Consider the following 11,348-nt stretch of genomic DNA (forward strand, 5'->3'; position numbering starts at 1 on the left):
AACCCAGCAAGAGACAAGCTGATTCGAACATGATCGCCGATCAAAGCTCGGGGATCCTCGCCAAGTCCCAAATCTTAGTTGCCGGATTGCTTCTGGCGGTTGCCTTGTTGAACCTCAGAGTCCTCCTGACCGGCTCTCCCGTGGTCGAGATTCAGCTCATCATGGACGAGGCGCACGCGCTCAGCGAGACCGAGTCGGCCTTTGTGGTCGACTACCATCACGCGCTTCAGGAAGATTACGGCATCGATTATCGCGTCATCACGACATCATCCCCAAAGCCCACCGACTCCATCGCGGGGCGCCGCTTCGCCGAGCTGAGTGATGAGAGCTTCAGTGAGTCTGGTAAGGGCCTGCTCCTCGTCGTCAACTCGCGCCGACAGGAGGTGAGTCTCGTGGTCGGCAGCGAGCTTGAAGCGATCTACGCGGCACCATTCGTAGCTTTGGTGGAAGGGGCTCAGATGACGCCGTTCTTCCGCGATGGCCGTGTCGGCGAAGGTGTGGTCGCGGCCAGTGAACTCATCGTCACACGGGCCCAGGAGGCGGCGAAGGACATCAACTTCAACGCCGACTCCGCCCAAGAGCCGGATGCAGCGACGGTGCAGATCGCCTCCCCCCCGCCGCCGGAAAGCGCCGAGGACATTACGCCCATGCCGGACGTCAGCTCGGAGGGCAACCCAATCGAAACCATCAATGCCTACATGCAAGCGATGGAGGAAGGCAACGCTCGGCCAGACCTGGACATCTACACAGGTGGATCTCAGGCAATGTTGAAGGATTGGGTCGTGACCAAGGCTCAGATGCGCAACGTGGCGCGGGAGCACCGACGCTGTTCGGGTGAGCGCTATCAGATTCAGGGTAAGCTGGCCGTCGTGCAGTACGACCCGGAGCCGGGGGTCTGCAATCCCTATCTACTGCGCCGTCAAGAAGGTCGGTGGCGGATCGATTTCGTGGGCATGCAGAAATATATCCGCTTCGACGACAACAACCACTGGAGCATACCCTGGGGCGCCGGTGAGTTCGCCTTTGCTTTCCCAGCGCTTCCCGAGCCTTTGGCGGCGGAAGACAGATGTCGCTGGTGCTTTACCTTCAGACAAGAGGACCTGATCATCCTATCGATCGACGCGGATTCCGTCGGGGAGAAGATGGGGCTCAAGGTAGGCGATAGAATCGTGGAACTCGACGGCGAGGAGCGCCCGACCATGGAGTGGGTATACAGCCACCTCTACACCGTCGAACGGGGCGCAATGGTTCGCTTCACCGTGCTGCGCGACGGCAAACGGATCAAGCTCGCGCATCCGGCGCCTTGATCCATTGCAGGAGGCGAATTTAACGCTCCCGGCTGAGGATCAAGCGGCGATAGAGAAAGACCTGGCCGCTCTCATTTCTCAGGACCAAACGGCCTTGGTCCAAGACATACTCGAAACCCTGAGTCATACCCTCTTGGGTGTCGTTGCTCAGCTCGACGCGGCTACCGGAGATCCGGATAGCGCCCTCGATATAACCTCTGCATTGCGAGTAGAGGCGATAGCGTCCGCCCTGAACAATCAAGACGCCACTCTGATTGTCCTCCCACACGCCTTCCAGCGACGACTGGCCCCAAGGGGCGCTCGCCGCCTGCCCTTGCACTCCTTGCAGCATCTGCTGACCCATCTGGGTCATTTGATCCATTGGCGAGCCGTCGGCGCCTGACGCCGGCGGCGTTGGGATCCCGCTCCCAGACCAAGCCCCCATGGGTGTCGGCAAGCCGGGCATCACGCCCGGCTTAGGGTACGCAGATGCGTCATAACCAGCCGCGCCAGCGAACCCCATGCTCTCCATCATTCGCGCGATGGCGCGCGCCATCGCCTCTGCAGGCGTCTCCGCCGCCACATTCCCGGCGACAGCGCCAAGGAAAACGAGCAGCAAGAACATGGCGCACAGCCTGAGTAAAACAGGAGATTGCCGGAAAAACATCCGTTGCATAGGGCCGGTCATCCGCATGAGGCCAGCCTGGAGTGCTCCGCAGCACGAGACCGAGCCCTGGCCGTTCAAATCTGATCGAAAGCGCAACTCATAAGAAGATGCCTGAAGACTAACCGGCAAGTTTAACAGAGGTCAGCCTCAGTTAGGTTCGGGATCAATCGCCACCGGCGACACTTGTCGAGGACTGCCCACCGAGTGCGTCGCGACCCAAGACGCCTGGAAGGATCTCGCTCAATCGAAAGGAATCGGCTCCGAGTCGGGCGGCGTAGATCATTCGATAGGTCAGCACGCGCTCGACGTACTGCCGCGTCTCGGCGAAGGGGATGCTGGCGATCCAAAGATCGACGTCCGTGCAGTGTTGCGGACGCCAGCGCGCGACGCGATGAGGGCCGGCGTTGTAGGCGGCTGTCGCCAAGGCCGCATGGCCGAAGCGATCACGCATCCACACCAAATACTCGGCGCCGAGCCTGATGCTGAGCTGCGGATCGAAGAGATCCCAGCGCGAGGGCCTAGACAGCCCTAACCCCGCAGCAACGTCCGCCGCCGTTTCCGGCATCAGTTGCATCAAACCAATGGCACCGGCAGAAGACGCGATGGTGCGCGCGAAGACGCTCTCCTGACGCAAGACAGCCATCACCCAATCGGTCCCGAGCCCTGCCTGCCAGGCGATCTCAGCTGCAAGCGCTTGGTGCTCCAGCGGAAATCTCAGCTCCAGGTCATCCCAATAGTCGGCCCTTGCGAGCGTAAAGACGGCCTGATCGTGCCAGCGAAAGGCATCGGCGACATAGGCCGCGGCCAGTAAGCCGCCGCGATCCAGATCCTTGCTCAGCGCACGCCACTCACGGCGTAGGTCGGTTTCGCGCCCAAGACGGTCGAGTTCGCGCATCCGGGCGAAGGCTGGCGTAGTGACGATCTCACGAATGCGCTCGGGCTCAGCCGGTGTCGGGGTGTGATCGAGCGCGTAGGCATGACCGACACGGTCCGCCGCCATGAAGCCCCAGAAGCTGCGCTGCAGGGCTGCCTCGGCATAGCTGCGCTCGGCTTCCTCGGTGTGACCAAGCCGCTCTTCCGCCCGTCCCAGCCAATAGAGCCAGCGATCACGCTTCGCCGTGCTGTCGGGCATCACCCGGATCCAAGCCGCCACCCAATCCCATGCCCCGAGCGCGATCGCCTTGCGCAGGCGTCGCTCCTGATCGGCCAGGTTGTCGGCACTTGGCACCAGCCCGTCCCAGACCGCGAGCCCAGCGTGATTGCCGGACGCCAAGAGTGCCTTGGCAACGGCGCTGTGAGCGCGCCCAGAGGCCTGCTCGGCAGACGCGATCTCATCTGCGTAGCGTCGCAACGCAAGCTCAGCCTGGGTAGCCGATCGGCCGGCGAGCCTGAGAATACCCTCCGCCAGGATGTGAGCACGCATCTGGTGAGGCCCGCTTGGAAAGGCCGTTTCGAGGATCCGCTCTGGATCGCGGCGCACCGCCATCCAAAGCGCGAACCAGGGCTTCTCCGCGTCCGGCAAGAATCCTTCGAGATAGCGCGCAAGGCCTAGACTATCTGCCTCCATGGCCAGACGCAGGCGCTCCCAAACGAGCTGCGTTGTCAGCCCCCCTGAGACGCGCCAGGCATCGAAGACCGGATCGCATGCGCTCGGGCGCGATCGACCCGACAGCCAGAGGCTCTCAACGTCCGCCAGGGCAAGCTCACCTCGGCCCGTCTCAATCAGGGCTCGACGATAGAAGCATTGCCGCTCGACCGAATCATCTGTCCGATAGACCCGGGCGTAGTCCGACCATCGCTCCGCGGCCGCCAGTCGCTTCAGGTAAGCGGGGCGCAAGCGCTCGGCCATGGGGGAGCCCGCATAGCGCATCAGGAAGTCCTCGACATGCTCATCCGCAGCCGCATCCAGGTCGCGCACGAGCACCTGGTACTCGAGGTAGGGAAAGAGCGGATAGTCCCGCAGTGCTGCGGGCAGGGACTCCAAAACCGCTGCGTCACCCCGCGCAACCGCGCGCTCGGCGGCCAGGAAATCCGCCCGCAGGTCTGCCCGTGCATCGCCGAGCCCACAAAGGCAGACGGCAGGCACCACAAGGTTTAGCATGCTCAATCGGAGCTTGAGCCAATTACACCTGATTTTCGGAGGGGTCATGAGAGCAGTCATTATGGCGCTGGTCTTCCTGTTGATCGGCATCGCGGTTGGAGGTGTTCTCGCAGTCGGATTCGGCGCCGGCATGGGTGCGGCCGGAGGATTGCTCATGGGTGCCCAGGCAGGGGTCTGTCTGGCCGCCGACACCGCCCGTTCCCAAGGGACACTGGACGCGGCGGCCCAAGATGAGATGATCGCGGCATCCGTCGCCAAGATACGCGCCAAGAGTAGCGCAGCGCCGCTCGATACGGGAATCGACTGGGTGAAGGACGCGGCAGGCTGTGCGAAGCTCTTGGAACCGTTCTCGCCGGAAGGGTTGGAGCAGAAAGCAGGCTGACAGCGTCTAATATGAAGCTAGGGAGGCTTCGCCTCAGGCCGACGAGTCATGCCATCGGGATCGCTATCGTCGGTTCGATCCCGATACCGATACCGATACCGATACCGATACCGACGGTCTTGGATGGTCGGAGGCTTCATCGAAATTTGACTCGTCTGCAAGCATTTTGCGCCCTCAAGGATTCTAGGGAGCCAAGCGAAGCCCCCATCACCAGGCCGTTACGGCACTTGCCGCATCGCCTGGTACAGATCGCAAGATCCAGCAATCACATCGCCCAAGGCTCGCATCAGCCGAAGCGGAGGTAGGCCAATGTCCCTCGTGAGAAGACCCGCTGTCGCAGACCGCTTCTATCCCGGCAACGCAGCGGCGCTCAGCCGCATGCTCGATGACTTCATGGCCGACGCCAAGCCCGCGCGGCAAAGCCCCAAGGCACTCATCGTCCCGCACGCCGGCTACCTCTACTCAGGTTCGATTGCGGCGAGCGCCTACGCGACGCTCGCCGATGCGCGTGACAGTATCACCAAGGTGGTGCTCTTGGGGCCTTCCCATCGGGTCCCATTGCGCGGCCTCGCAACCAGCCATGCCGATGCCTTCGAGACCCCGCTAGGACGGGTGATGCTGGACCGCGCCGCCATTGAGGTCGCCCTGACGCACCCCGCCGTTCGCACCATGGAAGAGGCCCATGCCTTCGAGCACAGCCTCGAGGTTCAGCTCCCCTTTCTACAGAAAGGGCTCAGCGATTTCTCGCTCGTCCCCTTCGTCGTCGGCGATGCCAATCCGGAGGACGTCGCAGCAGTGCTCGACCTGCTCTGGGGCGGTGAAGAGACACTCATCGTAACCAGCTCCGACCTCAGCCACTACCTAAGCTACGACAGGGCTAAGGAACTCGACACCGCCACCTCTCGCGCCATCGAGACGTTACGGCCGCAGGACATCGGCGAGCAGCAGGCCTGCGGCCGGATCCCGGTCAAGGGCCTGCTCGAGGCGGCGAGGCGACATGGACTGCGGGCCGAGACGCTCGACCTGCGCAACTCCGGCGAAACTGCTGGACCAAGAGACCAAGTTGTCGGGTATGGCGCCTATGGCTTCTACTGAGTCCTCCGGCAACTATGGCGCCGAGGAGCGCGCCATCATCCTGGACGTGGCGGCTGAAGCCATCGCCCAGGGTCTGGAACAGCGCTCGCCATGGGTGCCTGACACCTCGGATTATGCGGAGACACTGCGTCAACCCAGAGCCAGCTTCGTCACGCTCGAGATGGACGCGGACCTGCGGGGTTGCATCGGCGCCCTCGAGGCCTATCGCCCGCTGGTGCAGGATGTCGCTCACAATGCCTTCGCCGCGGCCTTCCAAGACCCCCGCTTCCCGCCACTCTCCTCGGCGGAATACCCGCGACTAACCATCAAGGTCTCCGTCCTGACGGCCCCAGAGCCACTGGCCTTCGCATCCGAGGCCGAACTGCTCCAGCAACTGCGTCCAGGCGCGGACGGGCTCATCCTCAAGGACGCGAGGCACAGGGGAACCTTCCTCCCAGCCGTTTGGGAGCAACTGCCAGATCCCATCGACTTCCTCGCGCATCTGAAGCGCAAGGCCGGGCTACCCATGGATTATTGGTCCAATGATCTCGAAGTGCTTCGCTACACCACGGAATCCTTCGCGCGACCGCCGCATTCGCAACGCGCGGCCCCCTGAAGCCGAGAGTTCAGATGAATGGCTGCCGCATCGATGCTCGCGCACCAACCCTGATGAAACGCCTACTCCTCGCAACCGCGCTCTTGACGGGCTGCGCGGCGCCTGAGATCGTCCCGCCCAATGAGCCCGACCGCGAGCCGACCCTCGCCCTGGATCACGCCATCATGTCGGACGGCTATCGTCTGCCGATCCGCCGCTGGGCCGGCTCCGAGACGCCGCAGGCCATCCTGCTCGGCCTCCACGGATTCAACGATTACAGCCGCGCCTTCGCCCCCCTTGCCGAAGAGCTGCAAGCCGCAGGCATCGCGACCTACGCCGCCGACCAGCGCGGCTTCGGCGCGACAGACAAGGCCGGGCGCTGGCACGGCAGCGAGCGCCTGGCCCAGGATCTGCGGGAGCTGGTGGCCTTGCTGCATGGCCGTTATCCGCGCACCCCTCTCTACATCGCTGGCGAGAGCATGGGCGGTGCCGTCGCCATGCTCGCCGCGGCCGATCCGCCGCTCGATGTCGCCGGTCTCATCCTCATCGCGCCCGCCGTATGGTCGCGCGACACCATGCCCTGGTATCAGCGCCTAGCCCTCCAGGCCGCCGTCCACACGGCGCCATGGCTCAAGCTGACGGGCGAAGGGGTCGACATCAGCCCAACCGACAACCCCGCCCTCCTCCGGGCCATGGCCGCGGATCCGCTGATCATCAAGGAGACGCGGATCGATGCGCTCTGGGGAGTCACTGAACTCATGGACGCGGCGCAACGCTCCGGCCTGGCGGAGCGCATGCCGATCCTGCTGCTCTATGGCGAGCGCGACGAGATCATTCCCAAGAAGGCATTCTGCCGACTGATTCGGCCGGCGCATCAAGCGCCGTCACAGCTGCGGCTCGTCCTTTACACGCGGGGCTGGCATATCCTGCCCCGCGACCTCCAAGGCCTGCGTGTCCGCCGAGACATCCTGGCCTGGCTCAGCGACCCGCGCGCGCCGCTCCCCTCGGGCGAAGAAACCGAGATCCAGGGTCAGAGGATCAAGCGCTTCTGCAAAGACTAATGCCGCCCCCATCGAGCTAGCCGAGCCCAACGCCGCTCACGGCCGTGCCGCAATCCGGGCAGGCCCCGTTGCGCACAACATTCGACATCAGCTGAAAGCCATAGCGACGGATCAGCAGCTTGCCGCAATGGTCGCAGTAGGTATTCTCGCCGTCCGCTCCATGCAGATTGCCCTTATAGATGTATCTCAGCCCGGCCGCTTGTCCGATCTCGGCCGCCCGCTTCAGGGTCGCGGCCGGCGTCGGCGGCACCTGGCTCATCTCATAGGCCCCATGAAAGCGCGAGATGTGCCAGGGGATGTCCGGCGAGATGGCGCAAATGAACTCGGCGATGTCCCGCAACTCCTCATCGGAGTCATTGACGCCCGGAATCACCAGAGTCGTGACCTCCAGCCAAACACCGAGTGCGTAGTAGCGGGCAATGGCATCGAGCACCGGCTGCAGCTTGACCCGGCTGAGGTGACTGTAGCTCGTCTGACGAAAGAACTTCAGATCGACATTGGCCGCGTCCAAGACGGCGGCGATCTCGCGCTGCGGCGCCTCGCTGATATAGCCGTTGCTGATGAAGACATTGGCCAGGCCGGCTTCCTTCGCCAGGCAGGCCGTTTCATAGGCTAGCTCATAGAAGATCGTGGGCTCCGTATAGGTGTAGGCGATGGAGCGCGCCCCAGACGCCAGCGCACCTTCTAGGATCTGCACCGGCGTGACCGGATCACCCGGCACCTCGTCCCCCAGGTCGGCCAAGCGCGGACAGAGCCTGGCGTCGTCCGGCGCATGGCCCGGCGCCTCAAGGTGCTTCGGAAATCGCTCCCGCCCCCACTGACTGATCTCCCAGTTCTGACAGAAGCTGCAGCGCAGATTGCAGCCGATGGTGGCGACCGAATAAGCGGCCGAGCCCGGGTAGAAGTGGAAGAGCGGTTTCTTTTCGATGGGATCCAGATGGCGCGAGATGACCCGGTCGGCCACCAGGGTGTAGAGCCTGCCGCCTGAGTTGTAGCGCACGGCGCAGACGCCGCGCGCGCCGTCGGCAATGACGCAGTCGTGCGGACAGAGACGACATTGGACGCGATCATTGTCGAGCCGATCATAGAAGCCTGCTTCTTTCATCTTCAGAATCCCCCGCAGCGCCTAGACCTTTCGCTTTAAGTATGGACCAAGCCCCCTGAGCTGCGGACTGCCAGCTCACCGGCAATGCGCTCGCGCGCCGCGTCTCGAAGCTCAGCCGCAGCTTGCCAGTCCGTGCCGCGCGGCTCGATCAGAGGCCCGATGACGACCTCGACCTTGCCGGGCTTGGGTCTGAAGCTGTCGCCCGGCATGATCTCGCGAGTCCCCTTGATGACCACGGGTAAGACCGGGGCGGACGCCTGCGCAGCGGCCGCGAATGCGCCCATGCGGAACGGCAGCAGTCCCGGCTGCTCGCGGAATGTCCCTTCCGGGAAGAAGGCCAAGCTGCGCCCCTGCGCCAGGGCCTCATTGAGTTGCCTGGACTCAGCTTGACTGCGGTGAAGGTCGAAGCGCTCGACGAAGAGCGTCCCCATGCGTGCCAGGAAACGCGCGACCAAGGGGTTCTCCATCAGCTCGCGTTTGGCGACGAAGGTCAGCGGACGCTCGATCGCCGCACTCAAGGCCAGGGCGTCCAGATAGCCCTGATGATTGGCGACCAGCACGAGCGCAGCCCCAGGCGGCGGCAGCTGCTCACGACCGGTCACCCGCAGGCGCATCCCTGTCAGCCCGCGCAGGAGGCGAATACCCATGCGAACCAGGGTCCAACGCCAACGCAGACGGGGCGTCAGCATCACCAGGATCCAAAATAGGGGCGCGATCAGATAGAAGATCAGCCAGGCGTAGCGCGCGTAGAGGCTGCCGGGCAGGCGGCGGATCAAGTGTCCAGTGCGCGTCGCGACGGCGGTCGCCCCCAGACGCAACACTTGCACCGCGGGCCTCGGAGGCCCCTGAAAGAGCTTGCCTTCCAGGTAGCACTCGCGCGTGTCGACGCGCCGCAGCTTGCCGCTCGAGGTCTTGAGCACGGCGCGCGGCGGGGCAAGGACGATCTCGTCCGGCGGCAAGCCCAGAACCTCGGTCGCACACTCACGCGCCCGCTCGACGAGCGCCGCGCGCCGCGCCGGATCGCGCTCCTTGGACTCGGCCACGATCACCAGCCGCTCGCTGCCCTGCTTGGGATCCTTGGCCGCGAAGGCAACGACACAGCCCTTGCGGATCCCGGGCAGCTCACCGAGGGCCTGCTCGACCTCGTAAGGATAGAGGTTGCGGCCGCCGCGGATGATGAGATCCTTGACGCGACCGGTGAGATGAATGTCACCGCCGGCGAGATAGGCGCGGTCCCCCGTCTCGTGCCAGCCATCGCGGATGAGCGCGGCGGTCGCCTCGGGGTTGCGGAAGTAGCCGCGGGTAGCGGATGGCCCCTGAAACTGGAGCAGGCCCTCATGGCGCTCCGGCAACGGCTCGCCTTGCGCATCCACGACGCGCACCTGGTAGCCGGGCAAGGGCCGACCGCAGGCGACGACCTCGGTCGCGTCCGCATCATCGCAGGCGACAGGCAGCGCATAGCCCGAGCTTGCGAAGCGCACCCGGTCGATGCAATCGATGCGCGGACCGCGATCCGGCGGCGGAAAGGCCAAGCCCACGGCCGCCTCGGCAAGGCCATAAACCGGCGTCAGTGCATCCGGCCGCAGCCCATGGGCCGCGAAGCGCTCACTGAAACGTCGCAGCGTCTCCGCGCTCACCGGCTCGGCGCCATTGAAGGCCCGGCGCCAGCTGCTCAGATCCAGACCCTCGAGCTGCGTCTCGGACAGTCGCGTCAGACAGAGCTCATAGGCAAAGTTCGGCGCGGCGGACAGGGTCCCACGATGCCGGTCGATCGCCTGCAGCCAACGCTTGGGGCGTGCCAAGAAGGCTAGCGGCGACATGCAAATCAGGGGAACCGCGAAATAGAGGCTCCCCAGCCAGGCCCCGATCAGGCCCATGTCGTGATAGAGCGGCAGCCAGCTGACGAAGACGTCATCCGGGGTGATCGCGATCGCCTCCCCCATGGCGCGAATATTCGCCAATAGATCAGCGTTTGAAAGCATGACGCCCTTGGGGTTTCCCGTGCTACCCGAGGTGTACTGGAGAAACGCCAGGTCATCTGGCCTCGGCTCTGCCCAAGCAGCGATCTCAGGCTCGTCCGAGAGGCCGTCCAGGGTCATGATGTCCTTAAGGGAGGCGACGTGCGCCCTGAGGATCTGCGCGACCGAGCGCGCCTCGGTCACGGTGATGAGCAGCACGACGCCGGCGTTCTCGAGAATCCGTGCATGCCGGCGCAGGTGGTCTTCGAGCTGCTGCGGCCGCGCCGGCGGATAGATGGGCACGGGGACACCGCCCGCGACCAAGATCCCGAAGAAGCTGAAGAAATAGTCGGGGCTCGTCGGCAGCATGACCGCAACGGTCTCACCCGGCTTCAGCCCCGCCTGGCGAAGACGCTCAGCAACACGCGCCGCACCGCAGGCCAAATCCGCATAGCTGATGGGATGGGCGCTATCCTCAGCGTCGTAGTAAGTGATGTGCGTGCGCGAGCCGTGACGATCGCGATGCCAGGCAAGGACATCCAGGAGCGTCGCGGCACCAGCAGGGGCTCCGCCGAGCGCGACGTCCGTCTCCACCCGAGGCGCCGAAGCGAGCGAAGGTCCGCCCCGCCCCGCCCCGAGCAAGGCGAGCAGATCGCGCGGCGTCGCCGCCAAGAGGGCCTCATCGGGCAGCCGCGCAGCCAATCCAGATTCGACCCTGGCGATCAGCTCGGAGCGACTCAGGCTATCCAGCCCGAGATCCGCTTCCAGACGCGTGTCCAGGCCGACCCCTTCGCGCGGTTCCTGGAGACGGGATTCGCGGGCGAAGGCACGCACAATATCCAGCAAGCGCGCGGAAGCATCAGCTGTTCGATCAGATTCGGTCATAAGTCTCGGATGCGCAATCGGCAGGTTCGGGGCGCGAGGACCATGCTGTTAGAAAGCATGCTCGCGGGGCTCGGCCAACTCAGCATAAACCCGGCGGCGAGGCGGCTCCAAGAGTCATCGCCTGAGCGTCAAAGCAAAATGATACCGGAGCGGTTGCCTAGGGTAATCCGGGCTGAAGCGTACCCGACGCGCTGACAGCCGGATGTATGAGGAGAAACGGCAGTCGAAATCATC

9 protein-coding genes are annotated in these 11,348 nt (G+C 64.4%); 5 read left to right on the forward strand and 4 right to left on the reverse strand.

The features are described 5' to 3' along the window. Positions 1-29: 29 nt before the first annotated feature. Positions 30-1,307: a TPM domain-containing protein gene (locus tag G3480_RS09950; RefSeq protein ID WP_164653734.1), complete on the forward strand. Its 1,278-nt coding sequence runs from the start codon at positions 30-32 to the stop codon at positions 1,305-1,307. 19 nt (positions 1,308-1,326) lie between these two features. Here the strand turns inward: G3480_RS09950 and G3480_RS09955 are convergent, their stop codons facing one another. Both G3480_RS09955 and G3480_RS09960 read right to left on the reverse strand, forming a co-directional pair. Beyond that, positions 1,327-1,911, reverse strand: a complete 585-nt coding sequence (locus G3480_RS09955) for a hypothetical protein (protein ID WP_164653735.1) — start codon at positions 1,909-1,911, stop codon at positions 1,327-1,329. Between the two features lie 205 nt (positions 1,912-2,116). After that, complete coding sequence (locus tag G3480_RS09960; protein ID WP_164653736.1) at positions 2,117-4,054, reverse strand: transglycosylase SLT domain-containing protein; 1,938 nt, start codon at positions 4,052-4,054, stop codon at positions 2,117-2,119. A 46-nt stretch (positions 4,055-4,100) separates the two neighbouring features. Between G3480_RS09960 and G3480_RS09965 the strand changes: the two genes are divergently transcribed. From G3480_RS09965 to G3480_RS09980, 4 genes are all read left to right on the forward strand, one after another. Continuing rightward, positions 4,101-4,436, forward strand: coding sequence for a hypothetical protein (locus tag G3480_RS09965; protein WP_164653737.1), 336 nt, complete (start codon positions 4,101-4,103; stop codon positions 4,434-4,436). Between the two features lie 309 nt (positions 4,437-4,745). Beyond that, positions 4,746-5,531, forward strand: a complete 786-nt coding sequence (amrB, locus tag G3480_RS09970) for an AmmeMemoRadiSam system protein B (protein WP_164653738.1) — start codon at positions 4,746-4,748, stop codon at positions 5,529-5,531. Beyond that, entirely contained in the window at positions 5,518-6,126 is a 609-nt protein-coding gene (gene amrA / locus G3480_RS09975; protein WP_338114108.1) for an AmmeMemoRadiSam system protein A, read from the forward strand. The genes amrB and amrA overlap by 14 nt, the downstream gene beginning before the upstream one ends. 14 nt (positions 6,127-6,140) lie before the next feature. Beyond that, positions 6,141-7,166, forward strand: a complete 1,026-nt coding sequence (locus G3480_RS09980; RefSeq protein WP_240905731.1) for an alpha/beta hydrolase — start codon at positions 6,141-6,143, stop codon at positions 7,164-7,166. Positions 7,167-7,182: 16 nt separating this feature from the next. Here the strand turns inward: G3480_RS09980 and amrS are convergent, their stop codons facing one another. Both amrS and G3480_RS09990 read right to left on the reverse strand, forming a co-directional pair. Further along, on the reverse strand, positions 7,183-8,271 hold the full coding sequence (gene amrS / locus G3480_RS09985; protein ID WP_164653740.1) for an AmmeMemoRadiSam system radical SAM enzyme: 1,089 nt from the start codon (positions 8,269-8,271) through the stop codon (positions 7,183-7,185). Positions 8,272-8,306: 35 nt separating this feature from the next. After that, on the reverse strand, positions 8,307-11,114 hold the full coding sequence (locus G3480_RS09990; protein ID WP_164653741.1) for a 1-acylglycerol-3-phosphate O-acyltransferase: 2,808 nt from the start codon (positions 11,112-11,114) through the stop codon (positions 8,307-8,309). Positions 11,115-11,348 lie beyond the last annotated feature (234 nt).

It is taken from the genome of Thiorhodococcus mannitoliphagus, assembly GCF_010915725.1.
GTDB lineage: Bacteria > Pseudomonadota > Gammaproteobacteria > Chromatiales > Chromatiaceae > Thiorhodococcus > Thiorhodococcus mannitoliphagus.

Excerpts from the sequence above, each read along its gene's own strand:
- G3480_RS09980 (WP_240905731.1), top strand. The coding sequence starts at position 6,141 with ATGAATGGCTGCCGCATCGATGCTCGCGCACCAACCCTGATGAAACGC.
- amrS (WP_164653740.1), bottom strand. The coding sequence starts at position 8,271 with ATGAAAGAAGCAGGCTTCTATGATCGGCTCGACAATGATCGCGTCCAA.
- G3480_RS09955 (WP_164653735.1), bottom strand. The coding sequence starts at position 1,911 with ATGTTCTTGCTGCTCGTTTTCCTTGGCGCTGTCGCCGGGAATGTGGCG.
- G3480_RS09950 (WP_164653734.1), top strand. The coding sequence starts at position 30 with ATGATCGCCGATCAAAGCTCGGGGATCCTCGCCAAGTCCCAAATCTTA.
- G3480_RS09960 (WP_164653736.1), bottom strand. The coding sequence starts at position 4,054 with ATGCTAAACCTTGTGGTGCCTGCCGTCTGCCTTTGTGGGCTCGGCGAT.
- amrA (WP_338114108.1), top strand. The coding sequence starts at position 5,518 with ATGGCTTCTACTGAGTCCTCCGGCAACTATGGCGCCGAGGAGCGCGCC.
- amrB (WP_164653738.1), top strand. The coding sequence starts at position 4,746 with ATGTCCCTCGTGAGAAGACCCGCTGTCGCAGACCGCTTCTATCCCGGC.
- G3480_RS09990 (WP_164653741.1), bottom strand. The coding sequence starts at position 11,114 with ATGACCGAATCTGATCGAACAGCTGATGCTTCCGCGCGCTTGCTGGAT.
- G3480_RS09965 (WP_164653737.1), top strand. The coding sequence starts at position 4,101 with ATGAGAGCAGTCATTATGGCGCTGGTCTTCCTGTTGATCGGCATCGCG.